The 15,891-nt window shown below is 62.1% G+C and carries 15 protein-coding genes; 4 read left to right on the top strand and 11 right to left on the bottom strand.

The features are described 5' to 3' along the window. Position 1: 1 nt before the first annotated feature. Together ssnA and DW850_RS02800 are read right to left on the bottom strand one after the other, a co-directional pair. Complete coding sequence (gene ssnA, locus DW850_RS02805) at positions 2 to 1,357, bottom strand: putative aminohydrolase SsnA (RefSeq protein ID WP_117773422.1); 1,356 nt, start codon at positions 1,355 to 1,357, stop codon at positions 2 to 4. A 196-nt stretch (positions 1,358 to 1,553) separates the two neighbouring features. Next, on the bottom strand, positions 1,554 to 2,948 hold the full coding sequence (locus tag DW850_RS02800; RefSeq protein ID WP_055285183.1) for a uracil-xanthine permease family protein: 1,395 nt from the start codon (positions 2,946 to 2,948) through the stop codon (positions 1,554 to 1,556). 350 nt (positions 2,949 to 3,298) lie between these two features. On the opposite strand from DW850_RS02800, the gene DW850_RS02795 reads away from it, so the two are divergent. Next, a complete protein-coding gene (locus DW850_RS02795) occupies positions 3,299 to 3,955 on the top strand; it encodes a transcriptional regulator (protein WP_233509000.1) in 657 nt (218 codons plus the stop codon). 114 nt (positions 3,956 to 4,069) lie between these two features. Here DW850_RS02795 and DW850_RS02790 read toward each other — a convergent pair whose 3' ends face one another. Continuing rightward, positions 4,070 to 4,447, bottom strand: a complete 378-nt coding sequence (locus tag DW850_RS02790) for a RidA family protein (RefSeq protein WP_035137477.1) — start codon at positions 4,445 to 4,447, stop codon at positions 4,070 to 4,072. 288 nt (positions 4,448 to 4,735) lie between these two features. On the opposite strand from DW850_RS02790, the gene DW850_RS02785 reads away from it, so the two are divergent. Continuing rightward, positions 4,736 to 7,228, top strand: a complete 2,493-nt coding sequence (locus DW850_RS02785) for a U32 family peptidase (RefSeq protein ID WP_117786167.1) — start codon at positions 4,736 to 4,738, stop codon at positions 7,226 to 7,228. A gap of 15 nt (positions 7,229 to 7,243) precedes the next feature. Further along, on the top strand, positions 7,244 to 7,903 hold the full coding sequence (locus DW850_RS02780; RefSeq protein ID WP_233539860.1) for an RluA family pseudouridine synthase: 660 nt from the start codon (positions 7,244 to 7,246) through the stop codon (positions 7,901 to 7,903). Between the two features lie 399 nt (positions 7,904 to 8,302). On the opposite strand, the gene DW850_RS02775 is transcribed toward DW850_RS02780, so the two are convergent. Further along, positions 8,303 to 9,049 (bottom strand): DeoR/GlpR family DNA-binding transcription regulator, encoded by a 747-nt coding sequence (locus DW850_RS02775; RefSeq protein WP_117786165.1) that lies wholly within the window; start codon positions 9,047 to 9,049, stop codon positions 8,303 to 8,305. Between the two features lie 3 nt (positions 9,050 to 9,052). Next, complete coding sequence (locus DW850_RS02770) at positions 9,053 to 10,132, bottom strand: Gfo/Idh/MocA family protein (RefSeq protein WP_117786164.1); 1,080 nt, start codon at positions 10,130 to 10,132, stop codon at positions 9,053 to 9,055. A gap of 665 nt (positions 10,133 to 10,797) precedes the next feature. On the opposite strand from DW850_RS02770, the gene DW850_RS02765 reads away from it, so the two are divergent. Further along, positions 10,798 to 11,034 carry a hypothetical protein gene (locus DW850_RS02765; protein WP_117786163.1) on the top strand — a complete coding sequence of 79 codons (237 nt, stop codon included), beginning with the start codon at positions 10,798 to 10,800 and terminating at the stop codon, positions 11,032 to 11,034. A gap of 116 nt (positions 11,035 to 11,150) precedes the next feature. On the opposite strand, the gene DW850_RS02760 is transcribed toward DW850_RS02765, so the two are convergent. The 6 genes from DW850_RS02760 to DW850_RS02735 form a co-directional block, all read right to left on the bottom strand. Further along, positions 11,151 to 12,035: an ROK family protein gene (locus DW850_RS02760; RefSeq protein WP_199570234.1), complete on the bottom strand. Its 885-nt coding sequence runs from the start codon at positions 12,033 to 12,035 to the stop codon at positions 11,151 to 11,153. Positions 12,036 to 12,114: 79 nt separating this feature from the next. Beyond that, positions 12,115 to 13,239 (bottom strand): glycoside hydrolase family 172 protein, encoded by a 1,125-nt coding sequence (locus DW850_RS02755; protein ID WP_172676343.1) that lies wholly within the window; start codon positions 13,237 to 13,239, stop codon positions 12,115 to 12,117. Between the two features lie 12 nt (positions 13,240 to 13,251). Continuing rightward, positions 13,252 to 13,650, bottom strand: coding sequence for a PTS sugar transporter subunit IIA (locus tag DW850_RS02750; RefSeq protein WP_117629220.1), 399 nt, complete (start codon positions 13,648 to 13,650; stop codon positions 13,252 to 13,254). A gap of 26 nt (positions 13,651 to 13,676) precedes the next feature. Next, positions 13,677 to 14,510 (bottom strand): PTS system mannose/fructose/sorbose family transporter subunit IID, encoded by an 834-nt coding sequence (locus DW850_RS02745; RefSeq protein WP_117563754.1) that lies wholly within the window; start codon positions 14,508 to 14,510, stop codon positions 13,677 to 13,679. 2 nt (positions 14,511 to 14,512) lie between these two features. Then, positions 14,513 to 15,298, bottom strand: a complete 786-nt coding sequence (locus tag DW850_RS02740; RefSeq protein WP_117563755.1) for a PTS sugar transporter subunit IIC — start codon at positions 15,296 to 15,298, stop codon at positions 14,513 to 14,515. Between the two features lie 9 nt (positions 15,299 to 15,307). Continuing rightward, a complete protein-coding gene (locus tag DW850_RS02735) occupies positions 15,308 to 15,781 on the bottom strand; it encodes a PTS sugar transporter subunit IIB (RefSeq protein WP_055287016.1) in 474 nt (157 codons plus the stop codon). Positions 15,782 to 15,891: the final 110 nt, after the last annotated feature.

The raw sequence follows: 15,891 nt of genomic DNA, 5'->3' as shown, positions 1-15,891 counted from the left end.
ATTAGTAGGCGCGATCGTTGAGCGTGCTCCAGAGCTTCTTGGACTCAGCCATGGTCCACGCGTTGATCTTGTCCTCATCAATGCCAACGAACTCGCGATCCTTGTACAGGACGCGGCCGTTGATGATGGTGGTGCGGCAGTTTTTGCCCATCATGCCAAAGAGCATGTGGCCGTCGATGTTCTCCTCGCTCAGCGGCGTAAAGGGCTTGTAGTCCATAACGATGACGTCGGCGGCAGCGCCGGCCTCGAGCACACCGAGCTTGCGGTCGAAGTACTTGCTCGCCATCTTGGCGTTGTTCTCGAACAGCATGGTCATGGCCTCGCACCAGCCCACGTTGGGCATGGCGGCGTTGTGGCGCTGAATGATCAGGAAGACCTTGAGGCTCTCGAGCATATCGTGAGTGTAGGCGTCGGTGCCCATGCACACGGGGATGCCGCGGCGGAAGAACTCGAGCACGGGGGCGCAGCCCACGGCGTTGCCCATATTGGATTCGGGGTTGTTGACGAGCCAGGTACCGGACTCCTTGACGATATCCATCTCGGCAGGCGTCACGTGGATGCAGTGGCCGAGCATGGTGTCGGGACCCAGCAGGTTGTGCTGCAGCAGGCGCTCGACGGGGCTGATGCCACCGCGGTTGAGGCGGGAGTCCCACACGTCATTCATGCCCTCGCACACATGGATGTGGAAGCCGGTCAGACCGTTGTTGGCCTCGGCCATCTTGTCCATGGTCTCGTCCGAAAGCGTAAAGGTGGCGTGACCGCCAAACATGGCGGCGATCATGTGGTTGTCGTTATCGCGACGCTCCTTGGCGGCCCACTGGGCAAACTCGGCGTTCTCGGCAATGGCCTGGTCGCATTTTTCCTGACCGCGGCGGTCGGAGACCTCGTAGCACAGGCACGAACGCATGCCCAGCTCCTGAGCTGCATCCTTAATGGTAAAGAGGCTGCCTGGGATCTCGCAGAAGCTCGCGTGGTGATCGAAGATCGTTGTGACGCCATCGCGGATGGAGTCAAGAATCGTGGCATAGGCGCTGGCCTTGGTGCCGTCGAGCGTCAGGTTGTCATCGATCTTCCACCACTGCTGCTCAAGATTCTCCAGGAAGTTGGTGGGGTTGCAGCCCTTAATGGCAAGGCCGCGGGCCAGACCCGAGTAGATGTGGGTGTGGCAGTTGATGAGTCCGGGCATGATGAGGTTGCCCTGGGCGTCGACGTACTCGGCATCCGGGTACTTGGCCTTGAGCTCGCGCTCGGGGCCTACTTCGACGATCGTATCTCCGTCAATGGCGACCGCACCGTTGGGAATGAACGGGGTCTGAGAATTGCGGGTAAAGACAGAACCGTTAGCGACCAGAAGCATGAATGCTCCCTTCAACATCAGAGGCGGGGTTTGACACCTCTGACATAGCGGAAGTGCGAAGCGCCGGCCTACACCGGAAACGGGCCCTCTCCCGTCAACGCTTCACCAAAGGGGCAAGCCCTTTGAAGTGCGGCCTATCGCCGCATGGCGTCGGCGGACGAGGCGATACGTCCGCCGACGAATAGCACCGAATTGGTTACTTCTTGCTCTCGGGCAAGACCAGATCCACGGCAGCGTCCTTGGCGGCATCGATGTGCTGAGCCACGACCGGCGTCTGCGGAAGGATCAGATTAAGGACAATGGCCATGATTGCGGTGGGGGTTACGGCATTGGAGCCGATGACGGTGGACACCCAGGCGGGCATACCCTCGCCGGCAAGGCAACCGCTGGCCATCCAGATACCCAGGCCAAAGACGACGGAGGTGCCGACGATGGTGGTAGTGCGCTGCGTGAGGCCCTCGCGGGTGAACATGCGCACGCCATTCATGGTGATGGTGCCAAAGACGCCGACGGTCGCGCCGCCGATGACGGGCTGCGGGATAGCGGAAAGGACGGCAGAGAGCTGCGGGAACAGACCGGCAATGGCAAAGACGGCCGCGATGATCACAAAGACCCACTTGTTGACGACCTTGTTGGAGCAGATGATGCCCACGTTCTGGCCAAGGGCGCTGGTGGGAAGACCGCCCAGCAGGCCGCCGACCATAGAAGTGAGGCCCTGGGACACGATAGCGCCGGAGAGCTCGCGCTCGGTGGGCATACGGTCGATGGAGCCCAGGCAGGCGGCGGAGACGTCACCGATAACCTGGATGGCAACCATGGGGAACACGACGGCGAGGGTAATGCAGACCTCGGGATCAAACTCGAGCGCGTAGGGCATGAGCTTGGGAAGGGCGAAGACCTGAGCGGTGGCGACGCTGGAGAAGTCGATCATGCCGAAGGGGATGGAGACGATCATGCCAACGATCATGCCAAAGAACACGGAGCCCAGCTTGAGCGTGCCCTTGCCAAAGTTGGCGAGCGCAAAGACCACTGCGAAGGTGATAAGAGCGACGCACCAGGCCTGCGGGGTGCCCCACAGCGGCGTGCCCATGCCGCCGGCCATGTACTTGACGGCCGTGGGATACAGCGAAACGCCAATGGAGAAGATGACCGTACCGGTCACGACGGGCGGGAACAGCCACTTAATCTTGCTGTAGGCCAGACCAAAGAGGACCGCGACGGCACCGCCGACAATCTCGCCGCCCAGCAGCGCACCAAAGCTAAAGCCCGAGGCACCCATGGCCTGCAGGGCCGGCAGGAACGCGAACGAGACGCCCATGACGATGGGCAGGCCGCCGCCGATGCGGCGGAAGGGAGCGAAGGCCTGAAGGGCCGTGTCGATTGCCGAAAGAATGAGCGCAACCTGAATGATGTCGGTGCTCTGCTGGCTATTAAAGCCGTAGACGCCGGCCATGATGACAGCCGGGGTGATGATACCGGCAAACGAAGCCAGTACGTGCTGAAGGGCACACGGGATCATTTCCTTAACGGGAGGCATGCCTTCACGAGTGAACAGGGCTTCAGTGCCGTTCGTAACCGTCTCCTGGGTCATTTGACCACCAATCCTCGAAATAGTTGTTTCGCATCTAACGCTCTATTGTGACGCAGTGCGGGGTTGAGGTTGTGCCTTCGTTGCATATCGTATTAAAGATGATTCTCATTCTCAATAATAATTTTTTGTTATCAGACTATTCTTCAGCTGAGATAATGCATTTCCGCAGGTCAGGAAAGTGTCTGGTCAATATAACATCTAACTTTTCTTTTGGTCAACCGTTTACCGCCAAATTCCTACCGTTCGTCTGTATTACGCAATGTACCTGCGGATATACGAGATGAAGAGTAGCGTGTTACCATGAGAAAAAATTGTTATGAACCTTCCGATTTCACCCAAAGGAGTTGCCCGTGAACGAGACCGTACGTCGCTTTTTGCCGATGGTCGATTTCCTGGAGCAGATACTCGGTAAGAACAGCGAGATCGTCCTGCACGATTTCTCGGATCCCGACCACGCCATCGTCGATATTCGCAACGGCATCGTGAGTGGCCGCAAGGTCGGCGGTCCCGCCACCGACCTGGCACTCAAGATCATGCACGACGCCAAGTATCGCGACCTGCCGTTTATTACGGGCTACGAGGGGCGCGGCGCCGGTGGCAAGACGCTGGAGTCAGCGACGTACTTTATCCGCGAGAATGACGAGATCGTCGGTATGCTTTGCGTCAACACCGACCTCTCGACCGTGCGCTCCATCAACGCCATGGCGCAGCAGCTCATGGCGTGCTTCGACGCGGCGCCGACGCGCACGGAGCCCGCCCCTATCGAGGTCGAAAGCCTTTCGGAATCTACGCAGGAGCTCATCGACCGCAGCATTGCCGAGTTGCTGAGCGCGCGCGGGCTGGATGTAGCGTCGCTTGGCCAGAGCGACCGCGTGGACGTCATTCGCCACCTCAACGGCAACGGGGTGTTCATGCTCAAGGGCGCCGTGGCCTGCGCCGCCACCGCGCTGGGCATCTCGGAGCCCAGCGTCTACCGCTACCTGCAAAAAGTTCGCAAGGAAGGCTAACAAACAAAAAGACTGCCCTTGGTGGCTCCACATGCGATCTGTCACTTGACAAAAGACCCTGCAGCTCGCACCGCAGGGTCTTTTTGCATGCCATGTTTAGTTGTTGCCAACGCCCTAGAGAGCGGCGACGACCTCGATCTCGACCAGACCGCCGGCCGGAAGGGCGGCAACCTGGAAGGCGCTGCGCGCAGGGAACGGAGCCTCGAACTTGGAGGCATAAATCTCGTTCACGGCAGCGAAGTCGGCGATGTCGGCCAGGTAGACCGTGGTCTTGACGACATCGGCAAAGGTGGCGCCGGCAGCGGTCAGCAGGGCCTCGACGTTAGCAAGGGACTGCTTAGCCTGGGCTTCGACGCCCTCGGGCATCTTGCCGGTTGCGGGGTCGATGCCCAGCTGGCCGGACAGGAACACCATGTTGCCGGTCTGGATGCCGGGGGAATACGGGCCGATGGCTGCAGGTGCGTTATCGGAAGACACGACGGTCTTGCTCATGTTTTTCTCCTTACGATCAGTTGAGAAAGCGTGAGCGCGGCGTTCACACCGGGAGGCACAGTTCGGTCTGAACACCGCGCTTGATTGGGATAGTACTCAAGGTTTCCGCGCGATGCAAGATTATTATCACGTTGCGAGAATCTTTTATCGCCCAACGGCGTCTGTCGGCCGCTGAACGGCACGACCGGCGACCTGCCTGAAGACTTTATCCTGCTTGGGCCACAGGGCTCGTCCGCCGCAACAGCACCACTATACTTTTGAGTATCTGAGCATTTTGAAAGGCAGGATATGACCGCAACCGCCAGTCGAACCACCAACCGCAGACCCGAGCTTTTAGCGCCCGCCGGAGGGCCCGAGCCCTTTGCCGCCGCACTCGCCGCCGGGGCAGACGCCATCTACTGCGGTATGGGCAGCTTCAACGCCCGCCGCAAGGCCACCAACTTTACCGACGAGGCCTTTGAGCAAGCCTGCCGCGCCGCGCATCTAGCCGGGTCGCGCGTCTACGTCACGGTCAACATCGTCATCAAGCAGTCCGAGATGGGCGATGCGTTGCAACTCATCCACCGCTGCTCCACGTTGGGCGCCGACGCCTTCATCATCCAGGACTGGGGCCTGTTCTTTGAGGTCAAGCGCACGATGCCCGGCATCGAGACGCACATCTCAACCCAAGCAAACATCCACGACGACCGCGGAACCCTTTGGTGCCGCGAGCAGGGCGCCGACCGCGTGACTCTCTCGCGCGAGCTTTCCATCGACGAAATTGCCACCATTCACGATGCCGCGCCCGATGTGGACCTTGAGGTCTTTAGCCACGGCGCCATCTGCTTTTGCTACTCGGGCCTGTGCCTGCTTTCGAGCTTTGCCATGGCGGGGCGATCGGCCAACCGCGGCATGTGCGCCCAGCCCTGCCGCCTGCCCTACGAGCTGATCGACGAGAACGGACGTACGCTCTCCCCTGCCGGACGCGAGCGCGCTCTATGCCCGCGCGACACCAACACTTCGCAGCTCGTTCGCCGTCTGTATGACGCCGGCGCCGCATCGCTCAAGCTCGAGGGCCGCATGAAGGCGCCCGATTACGTGTACTCCATCGTCGATGTGTATCGTCATCAAATCGATGACATGCTGGCCGGGGTCGCCGTTGATAAGCACGAGGACGCCGCTCGCCAGCGTCAACTCAAGCGCTGCTTTAACCGCGACTTTACGCACGCCTATCAGGACGGCACCTCGGGCGACGAGATGATGAGCTATGAGCGTTCCAACAACCGCGGCCAGATCGTGGGCACGGTGCTGGGCAGCCGCCCGGCCAACCGCGATGTGCGCGGCCTCAAGCCCGACGACCGCCGTCGCCGCGCCGCCATCGCCCGCATTGAGCTGTTTGAGCCCGTGGGCAAGGGCGATCTGCTGGAGCTTCGCCACGATAACGAGTTTGACCAGTTCCTAACCACTATTGCCGCCGATGATGCCGCCGCCGGTGACATCATCGAATGTCGCGTGCCCCGCAGCATGCCCGAGGGCTGCCGCGTGCGCATCATCCGCAGCCAGCGCGCCATCGACGCCGCCGGCGCCGCGCTCAAGCGCGACGTGCTGCGCCGCCGAGCTGTTGATGTGTCCGTCGTGGCGCGCCTGGGCGAGCCGTTTACCGTCACACTCACCTGCTGTGACAGCCCCGCGCTCACCGCCACCGCCACGGGCTTCACCGTCGAGGCCGCCAAGACCCGCGCCGTCGAGGCGGCAGACCTGGTTGAGCATGTGGGCCGCATGGGCTCCTCGCCCTTTGAGGCAGCGAGCTTTGACGTTTCGCTCGACGCCGGCTGCGGCATGGGCTTCTCCGCCGTGCATAAGGTGCGCGCCGCCGCTTGCAAGGCGCTGGAAGAGGCCATTCTGGCACCCTACGAGGAGCGCGCGAAAACGCTCGAGTTGCCGGTGCTCGACAAATGTACGCGCTCCATGCCCGAGCACTACCGCGATGAGCCGCAGATCTGCGCCACCGTCACGTCGCTCGACGCCGCCGAGGCCGCTCGTGCCGAGGGCGCCACGCGCATCTACATGACCACCGACGCACTCGATGCGGCCGAGCTCTCCCCTGCCGATGCATTTGAGCAGGGTATCGTGCCCGTACTCGACGAGGTCTGCCGCGCCGCCGACCACGAGCGCGTCGATCCCTGGATCAATGCCGGAGCCACCGTCGCCGTCGGCAATATCTCCGAGCTTGCTCTGGCCGCCCAAGTTGGTGCCACGGCGGAGGTCCGCTCTTGCCTGCCGGTTCACAACACGCCCTGCATGGAAGCGCTTGCCGAGCGCGGAGCCGGTGCGTTTTGTCTCTCGCCCGAGATCACGCTCGACGAGATTGTCTCGCTCGGCGCCGCCGCGCCCGCGGCTCTGGGCATCACCGTCTTTGGCCGCCCGCGCGTCATGACAAGCGAGCATTGCATTCTGCAGGTTGCCAACGGCTGCATCCACGATTGTGCCAACTGCCGTCTGCGTGCCCGCAAGCTCTCGCTCAAGAATATCGACGGAAAGGTCATGCCCGTCCGCACCGACATCCATGGCCGCTCTCGCTTGTACGACGCCTACCCCATCGACCTTACGCCGCAGGTACCACAGCTGCTCGATGCCGGCGTGCGTCGTCTTATGGTGGACGGCACGCTGCTCGAGGCCGATGAGATTGGCCGTGCCGTCGCCCGCGTCCGTCGCGCCGTCGAGGCCGCGCAGGCCGGCCGCAAGCCCGCCGCCCGCCTACGCGGGGCGACCTCGGGCTGCATGTTTGTGGGAATCAGCTAACCGAAAGGCTTACACGTGAACGAAGAACCTCAAGTCCTCTACTGCGACGCCTGGCTCATGGCCATCGACAAGCCCGCCGGCATGATCGTCCACGGTGACGGCACCGGCGAGCGCACGCTTACCGACTACGCCAGCGATCTGCTGCTGGCGATGGGCGACGGCTTTGCCGCGACCGATATGCAGCCGCTCAACCGCCTTGACCGCGACACCACCGGCGTGGTGTTATTTTCGCTCGACAAGCAGACGCAGCCCGCCTTTGACCAGATGGTCATCGACCACGCTTTCGAAAAGCACTACCTGGCACTCGCCGAGGGCAAGATCGACTGGAACGAAAAGCTCATCGACAAGCCCATCGCCCGCGACCGCCACGACAGCCGCAAGATGCGCGTCGGTGCCAGTGGCAAGCCGTCGCAGACGCGCGTGAAGGTGCTCAAGCGCCTTAAGAGCCGTCGAGGCCTGCCCGCGCGTTCGTATATCGATGTCGAGCTGCTCACCGGCCGCAAGCACCAAATCCGCGTGCATCTGGCGAGCGAGCGTCATCCCCTGGTTGGCGACGACCTGTACGGCACGCCGCGTCCTTGCGGCCTCATGCTCCACGCCCACAGTGTGTCCTTTACGCATCCCGTAACCGGCGAGCACATCCACATCGAAGCCCCCTGCCCCTGGGAACCCTAAAACCTGCCAAATAGGGACAGGTTTATTTTGGCAGGTTTTATCTGGGCAAACGTCAAAACCACCACGATGGCTCAGCCGTGGCGCCAAAACGTCTCGATCTGTAACAGTTAGAACCCATTTTCCGGTCTATCTGTTACAGATCGAGACATTCGAATCCCCCGCAAGAGAAAATCTCAATCTGTAACAATAACTCGGCAAAATCGGTCCCAGCTGTTACAGATCGAGACAAAGGGACGGCGCGGTTCGGAAGTATCTCAATCTGTAACATCTAGCCCACTTTTAACGGTCCAGTTGTTACAGACTTAGACAAACCGGTAGACAACAAAAGCGGCAACGCCCGTAATGGACGTTGCCGCTTTTCTATTGAGAAAACTGAATGGTTTTGACCTTGCCCCACTGCTAGACCGTGATGACGTTGTCCATTGCCCGGTACTTGGCGGGCACCTCGCCTGCGGTAATAATCGTTGCATCGCGGAAGTCCGCGAACTTGACGGGCGCCACCATGCCAAATTTACTGGCGTCCGAGATTACGAAGCGTTTGGCGGTATGACGCATCGAGATACGCTTGACCTGCGCTTCCTCGATATCCGGCGTGGTGAGACCTTGCTCGGCGGCGATGCCATTGGAACCCCAAAAGCCGCAGTTGAAGTTATAGCGGTCCAGGGTTGCCAAGGCATCGGGACCGACGAGCGCCTCGGTCTCGGGCTTGAGCTCACCACCCAGCACAACGGCGCGCATACCGCGCAGGGCGAGATGCTGGGCATGGAGCACAGAATCGGTCACATAGGTGACGCCGTCGAGATGCGGAAGATGCTCGATGAGCTTGAGGGTCGTGGAGCCCGAATCGATATACACAAAGCTATCGAGCTCCACCAGGGCCGCGGCACGGGCGCAGATGCGCTCCTTGTCATCGTTATGGAGATCACTGCGCTCGCTGATCGTCAGGTCACGCGTCACGTGCGCGCGCTCAAGACTCGTCGCGCCTCCGTGCACCTTGGCGATACGGTGCGCGCGGTCGAGCGTTTGCAAGTCACGGCGAATGGTGGACGGTGTCACGCCCAGGGCCTCGGCAAGCTCCGGCACGGTAACCGAGCCGGTCCGCTGCACCATCGACACGATCGCGTTGAGCCTATCTTCCGCAAGCATCGCTTACTCCTCCTCGGGGTACACGACTCCCCAATCGGCGCGGAGCTTGGTCATGAGCTCCATCACATCAGAAGCATAATCCAGAAGCTCACGCTTGGAATCGTCGCCGGCGACGGCCTTCTCCAGGTCAGCCATCTCGTAGCACAGGGCATAGGCCTCGGTGCCCGCGGCGACCTCCTCGCGATGACCGTCCGCGGTCCACACGATCGTCGCGTGATCGGCGCGCGGATACTCGTTGACCTCGACATAGCAATTGTCAAAGCTGATAACCGAGCGCTTTGGCTGCTTGGAGTGGAGCGTAAGGCTCACGACGCCCAGCTGCTGCTCGGCATTACGGCAGACAATGCCACCCGCGACGTCAACACCAGTCTCGCAGGTATTGCCCAGAGACACGACCTCGACGGGTTGGCTGGCCATAAACAGGCGCATGACGGAGAGCGCATACACGCCGATATCGAGCATGGCGCCGCCGGCAAGACTGCGGTTGTAGAAGCGGTTAGTCAGGTCGCCGTACTCCTTATAGCTGCCAAAGTTGAGCTGAACGAGGTTCATGCGGCCAAAGTCGCCCGCATCCATGCGACGGCGCAGCTCCTGATACAGCGGCATGTGAAGCACCGTGGTGGCATCCATAAGGACCACGTTGTGATCATCGGCGATGGCGCGGGCCTCGTCGAGCTCGGCAGAGTTGAGGGTAATGGCCTTCTCGCAGAGCACGTGCTTGCCGGCGGCCAGCGCGGCACGCAGATAGGTAATATGCGTGTTGTGCGGCGTGGTGATATAGACGGCATCGATGTCCGGATCGGCGTAGAGGTCCTCAACCGTCTCATACACCTTCTCGACACCATACTGCTCGGCAAAAGCCTGAGCCTTGGACAGCGTACGGTTGGCGACACCCGCGAGCTTGCGACCGGCCAGAGCGAGGGACTGGGCCATTTGGTTGGCGATAACGCCGCAACCGATTACAGCCCAGCGAAGCTCGGGTGCCGTAAAGATGTCGTTAGGGAACGGCATGTCCTGAACCGAAGCGAATGCTGCTTTGGCGGCTGCCGCGGCGTCGAGTGGAGCCTGCTTGGAATCTGCCATATGTGCCTCCTGGGTCATGGAGCGTCTAACATTTCTGCCGTCTCTATATTCGCACAAATTAGCGCGTATGTGCGTACTTTTGCGTATATAACCGCTAAATGGTCAAAATACAGCCGCAGACGGCGCTTATACACGCATAGCCACGCAATCCTACGCACACAAATACGCACAAATGCGCACTAATCATTACTCAGAGACGGGGAATTCTGCTTAGAACTCGAAAGACAGGATGATCCGCTTCGCCTCGTCGCTCATGGCGCGCTGCAGCTCTAAGGACCGTCCCAAACTGCCGACAGAAAAGGAACGTCCCAAACTGCAGACAGAAAAAGAACGTCCCCAGGCGCCGGCATTTCAAGAGCGCTCATTTAAGTCTGTCCCCAATAAGTGCAATCACTCATGTAAGTCTGTCCCCAATGAGTGGGAGCAATCAGAGACTCTTTGCGAGGGAGGCCGGACGTGGCCTTCCTCGTTTTTATTCATGGACTTTAGTCCGTGCCGCACGGCACGCGCGGCATAGAAAGCCACCCGCTCAGCGGGTGGAGGCCAATTTCCGCTACGCGACAAAAACCTTCCCCCTAGCATGAGGATTGTTCAGGTCATCATGCTAGGGGGAAGGTGATTGCTGTGGCCCAGAAAGCCAACAGCCTCGCGCACACGAAATGGCTGTGCAAGCACCGCATCGCACCGAGATCAAGCTCATCGCCGCCATCGTCGAGAAGCACCCCAAGGTGCGCTTTGCCGCGAGCTGCACCTCGGCCCACGCCGACCTCTACGACCGCATGGAGCAGGCCCTGTGCGAGCGCGTGGCCAACGCGGTGGAGGTCGTCCGCTCCGACATCAGCCCCGCGTTTCTTGTCCACACCGGTCCAAACCTCGTGGGTGTGGCGGTCCAGGGACTCTAGCGGAGGCGGGGCGTCCTGCCCCAAAAACAAATGCAAAAGACGAGCGCTTCTTGCCGCTCAATTGGCAAGAAGCGCTCGTCTTTTCTTAACGCGTTGTATGGCGGAGAGAGCGCAAGTTACGCGAGCGCCCTTCTTGCCAGCTCGGCCGCGCCGAGGATTCCTTGGTCGCCGCCGCAGCCCGGGGCGCAGATGTAGCTCTCCATGTCCTTAAGCTCGGCGGTCTGGATGTAGCCACCCAGATATTCGAGGGTCTTCTTGCGGACGATGCCGTAGAGCTGCTCCTGGTGCATCACGCCGCCGCCGAGGACGATGCGGCGAGGCGAGTACATGAGCACGAGGTTCGCGCACATCTGCCCCAGATAATCCCCCTCGAGCGCCCACAGCTCATCGTTGTCCGCGAGCTCGGCCGCGGGCTTTCCCCAGCGCGCGGCGATGGCGGGGCCGGAGGCGAGGCCCTCGAGACAGTTCGCGTGGCTCGGGCAGACGCAGCGTCCCTCCTCGGTGGGACGGGTCCTTACCAGCATGTGGCCGGCCTCGGGGTGCAGCATGCCGTGAAGGAGCCTGCCCGCGCACATGACGCCCGCGCCCACACCGGTGCCGATGGTCACGTAGACGGCGTCCTCGAGCCCCTTGCAGCAGCCGAAGACCACTTCGCCGAGGCAGGCAACGTTCACGTCCGTGTCGTAGGCCACCGGAATCCCGAGGGCGTCGGCGAACGCGGCGCGAAGACCATAGCCTCGCCACGCGAGCTTGGGGGTCTGCAGGATGGAGCCGTAGCGCTCGTCGGCGGGGTCGACGCAGGTCGGGCCGAAGGCGCCGATGCCCAACGCGTCCACATCGCGGGCGGCGAACCACTCGATCATCTGCGGGACGGTCTCGGCGGGCGCAAGCGTCGGGGTCTCCATACGGTCGAGGACCTCGCCGTCGCCGGACACCACGGCACAGACCATCTTGGTCCCGCCGGCCTCGAGGGCGCCGAGCCTCATTTGCTTTTCGCTCATGTGATCCTCCTTGCAAAGGGGCGCCCGCAGCCATGGTCAACCGCGGGCGCCCATAACGTTGGCATGTTTCGAGGCGACCCTACCTGGGCACGCGGTCCTGCCTTGCGGCAAACGGGGCGAGCACGGCGTGCGGCTCGCTTTGGTACCAGTAGGCGACGGTGGAGATGTCGTCCTCGCGCTCGTAGAGCTTGATGTCGTCGTTGCCGAGGTCCTGGAATGTCACGCGCAGGTCCTCCTTGAACGAGATCGGGTCGGGAAGGTGCCACCTGTAGAGACCGTGCCTGGGCAGCGCGTCGTCGTTGGTCGCGAGCATCGGGTTCGGGTTCGGCTTGCCCGCGCTGAAGCGGTCGCGCGTGGCGTCGCGCGTCGAGCGGTACGGGTAGCCGGCGAACAGCGTGTTGAAGCACTGCGCCTCGGGCAGCGCGTGGGGCGGCCTGTCGAGAAAGGCCCAGGCACCGCCGAAGTAGTCCTCGGCTCCCGTCGAGGTGACCGTGGGGAACTCCTCGTCGCCGTCGAGGAAGAACTTCATCTCGCCCTCGCCCCACCAATAGCGCTCCAGGGCGCACAGGGCCATGTAGGTGCCGACGTAGTAGCCCTTGCCGCGCACGCCGTCGAGCACGGTGTAGTCGACGCCCCTGCGGGTGCTGCGCTCGCGGTTAAAGCGAGCGTGGAAGTACATGGCGTCGTCCGGCACGTCGGTGAGCGCGTAGTTGAACGTGTAGAAGATGTACTTAATGAACCCGGGGTGCTCGCTCGTAAGCGTGACCTTGGCGTGCTTCCTGAAGGGCATCTCGAAGTAGCAGTTCATGCCGCCCGTCGGGTTCACGCAGATGGGCATTGAGTTGACAATGGCGCGCTCACCGAAGCCGTTACAGAAGAAGTCGCCGACAGGGCACTCGACCGAGGGGGTCTCCTCGTCGTCCCAGTAGAAGCGCAGCACGAGGTCGCGCATGACGAAGCTGCCGGCGGCGGTCTTGTCGGGGACGGTCATCCAGATGTGGCGGATGATGCCGGGGCCCTCGATGTCCGCGAGCGTGATGGTCTCGCCGGACTCAAGGGGCACGCAGCACGAGCCCTTGCGGCCGACGCCGAGGTGGCTGGCCGACATGGCGGCGCGGCCCTTCTCGCCCGTGATGTTCTCGGGGGTGATGGCGCGGCTTTCCTCACCGCCGTGCATCCACACGTCCTTAAGGAACTCTCTCATCGTCGACCTCCTCTATTCGTCGTCGTCGCACTCGGCAGAACTGACACCGTTCACGTAGATGATCTGCTGGCGCGCCTCGTTGACGAGGGCATCGAAGTCGAGCTTCTCGTCGGGGCGCGCGAGCGCGACCGTCATGGCGAGCGGGAGGTTGACACCCGCGATCACGTGGATCCGGTCGGAGGCGAAGCGGGAGAAGCGCTGGTTCACGCTGCCGCCGAACGCGTCGGTAAGGACGACGACCTCGTCAGTGCCCGAAAGAGCCGCCTCGACCGCCGCGTCGAGCCCCTCGCCGTTGTCGTTCACGTAGGCGCACACGGCGTTGACGGCGTCGCCCTTACCCGTAAGGAACTCGAGGGTGTCCTTGAAGCCCTGGGCGAGAAGGGAATGGCTCGCCACAACTATCTTTCTCATTGATTCACCAATCTCTTGGGTCGAAGCTAAGCGAGGATGCCGGCGGCGGAGGCGACCATCGCGAGGACAATCACCACGAGGATGAGGGCCGTCATGCTCGCGTTCTTCTTGGTAAGAAGGTAATACGCGCTTCCCGTGATGGCGGCGGGGATCATGGCAGGCAGGATCTTGTCGAGCAGCGGCTGGATCTCCATCGCGACGTCGCCGAAGCTGAAGCTAATCGGGCAGGTGACGCCGATGACCGAGGCGATGAGGCAGCCGACCACGGTGAGGCCGAGCACGGAGGCGGCGGCAGTGAGGTTGGGAAGCTTCTCGCTGAAGTCGGTGACGAGCTTCACGCCCTGCTTGTAGCCGAACTCGAGGGCGTGCATGCGGACCCAGAAGATGGCCAGGATGAGCGCGAACCAGATGCCGGCTCCCACGGGGTTGCCCTCGATGGCCATGTAGGCGGCGATGGAGCCCATGATGGTCGGGATCATGGTCATGAGCAGGGAGTCGCCGACGCCGGCGAGCGGTCCCATGGTGCCGATCTTCAGGTCTTGGACGGCGTCCGCCGCCGCTAGGCCGTCGCGCTCCTCCATGGCCACGCAGGCGCCAAGGATGATGGCGGCGAGCCAAGGCTGGGTGTTGTAGTAGCGGAAGTGGTTGTTGAGCGCTTGCTTATAGTCCTCGTCGTTCGTGTAGATCTTCCTCAGGACCGGCGAGAGGGCGTAGGCGACTGAGGCGCCCTGCTGGGTCTGGTAGTTGAAGGTGCACACGCTCATGAGCCAGCGCCAGTTCGCGTTGCGCAGGTCCTTCTTGGTGACCTTGTAGCCGGAGGGCTTGCCCTTGGCGACGGCGGTGATGTTCTCGTTTTCCATGGTTACTCATCCTCTCCGATGAAGGCGTCTGCGGAAGCGTGGGCGGCGAGCTCGGTGTCCCTCTCGGCGCGCTGGTAGAACGCGATCGCGAGGGCAAAGCCGACGATGGCGGCGCCGATGATGGGCACGTTCAGGAAGGCCGAGAGGAAGAAGCCGGCGAGCAGGTACTGGAAGTACTTGCCGGTGGGCATGTAACGCAGCAGCATCGCGATTCCGACGGCCGGGAGCATCTTGCCGGCGAGGGTGAGGCCGGAAAGGAACCACTGGGGCATAACCTCGAGGAGCCAGTTGACGGCGGGCTGGCCGAGGGTCACGGAGACAAAGACGGGCAGGGCGGCGCACAGGCCGAAGAGCACGGGGCAGACCCACAGGATGGCGTTCATCTGCTTGAACTTGCCCTCGTCGCAGAACTTCTGGGACTTCTCGACGACGAAGCCGTTGAGGATCTTGACGATGACGTCGAGCTGGATGCCGAGCATGCCGACCGGCAGGCCGATGGCGAGGCCCGTGTCCGCGCCCAGGGTCACGCCGTAGGCTGTGGCGATGATGGCCATCGTGCCGTAGTCGGGAATCGACGAGCCGCCGAAGCCCGCGACGCCGAGCTGCATGAGCTGGATGGTGCCGCCGATGACGAGACCGGTCTGCCAGTCGCCCATGACGACACCGGTGATAAGGCCCCAGAAGACGGCATAGTTGACGAAGATCATCGGGATGCCGTAGTAGTCCACGTGCTTGATGAAGGCCAGCAGGGTCAAAAGGACGACCTGCAGGATAGTGAAGTTGACCATGATCCCTCCTTAGATGAGGTCGGCGACGGAGACGGGCTTGTCGGCGGGCACGAACTGTGCCGTCACCTTGACGCCGCGGGCGATGAGCGCCTTGTAGCTCTGGACGTTCTCGGCGGAGGCATAGGCGCGCTGGGTGAGCTGGACGCCGCCCTCCTTGACAAGAGAGCCGCCGACGATCAGCGACGGGAGCTCGATGCCCGACTCGACCAGGTGAAGGATCGTCTCGGGCTCCTTGGCGATGACAAAGACCTTCTCGCGGTCGTACTTGCCCGCCGCGAAGTTCTTGAGCGCGGTCTGCTCGGAGATGATCGAGACGGCCATGCCCGCGGGGCGCGCCATCCTCATGGTGGACTTCAGGACCTCGTCGCCGGCGACCTTGTCGTCGATGACCATGACTCGGGTCGCGCCCGACACCGGGGCCCACTGCGTCACGATGATGCCGTGAAGCAGGCGATTGTCGATTCGTGCCATAACAACACTCATGTTTGCTCCTATCAAATGAAGTTTTACGTTCGGTACTGCCTCGGCGCTATCCGGATTCGCGCCGGGCAAGGGGTTATCGGATTATTGAGGACGCGCGGTCAGCTTGCGGC

The organism is Collinsella sp. AM36-4AA (genome assembly GCF_003467795.1).
Classification (GTDB): Bacteria; Actinomycetota; Coriobacteriia; order Coriobacteriales; family Coriobacteriaceae; genus Collinsella.
The sequence above is the reverse complement of the archived record's forward strand: the minus strand, read 5'-3'. Positions and strand labels throughout refer to the sequence as shown.

What these genes read in the sequence shown, in the direction of transcription:
- ssnA (WP_117773422.1), bottom strand. Translation starts at nt 1,357, where the DNA reads ATGCTTCTGGTCGCTAACGGTTCTGTCTTTACCCGCAATTCTCAGACC.
- DW850_RS02750 (WP_117629220.1), bottom strand. Translation starts at nt 13,650, where the DNA reads ATGAGAAAGATAGTTGTGGCGAGCCATTCCCTTCTCGCCCAGGGCTTC.
- DW850_RS02770 (WP_117786164.1), bottom strand. Translation starts at nt 10,132, where the DNA reads ATGGCAGATTCCAAGCAGGCTCCACTCGACGCCGCGGCAGCCGCCAAA.
- DW850_RS02745 (WP_117563754.1), bottom strand. Translation starts at nt 14,510, where the DNA reads ATGGAAAACGAGAACATCACCGCCGTCGCCAAGGGCAAGCCCTCCGGC.
- DW850_RS02740 (WP_117563755.1), bottom strand. Translation starts at nt 15,298, where the DNA reads ATGGTCAACTTCACTATCCTGCAGGTCGTCCTTTTGACCCTGCTGGCC.
- DW850_RS02755 (WP_172676343.1), bottom strand. Translation starts at nt 13,239, where the DNA reads ATGAGAGAGTTCCTTAAGGACGTGTGGATGCACGGCGGTGAGGAAAGC.
- DW850_RS02800 (WP_055285183.1), bottom strand. Translation starts at nt 2,948, where the DNA reads ATGACCCAGGAGACGGTTACGAACGGCACTGAAGCCCTGTTCACTCGT.
- DW850_RS02735 (WP_055287016.1), bottom strand. Translation starts at nt 15,781, where the DNA reads ATGAGTGTTGTTATGGCACGAATCGACAATCGCCTGCTTCACGGCATC.
- DW850_RS02785 (WP_117786167.1), top strand. Translation starts at nt 4,736, where the DNA reads ATGACCGCAACCGCCAGTCGAACCACCAACCGCAGACCCGAGCTTTTA.
- DW850_RS02760 (WP_199570234.1), bottom strand. Translation starts at nt 12,035, where the DNA reads ATGAGCGAAAAGCAAATGAGGCTCGGCGCCCTCGAGGCCGGCGGGACC.
- DW850_RS02790 (WP_035137477.1), bottom strand. Translation starts at nt 4,447, where the DNA reads ATGAGCAAGACCGTCGTGTCTTCCGATAACGCACCTGCAGCCATCGGC.
- DW850_RS02775 (WP_117786165.1), bottom strand. Translation starts at nt 9,049, where the DNA reads ATGCTTGCGGAAGATAGGCTCAACGCGATCGTGTCGATGGTGCAGCGG.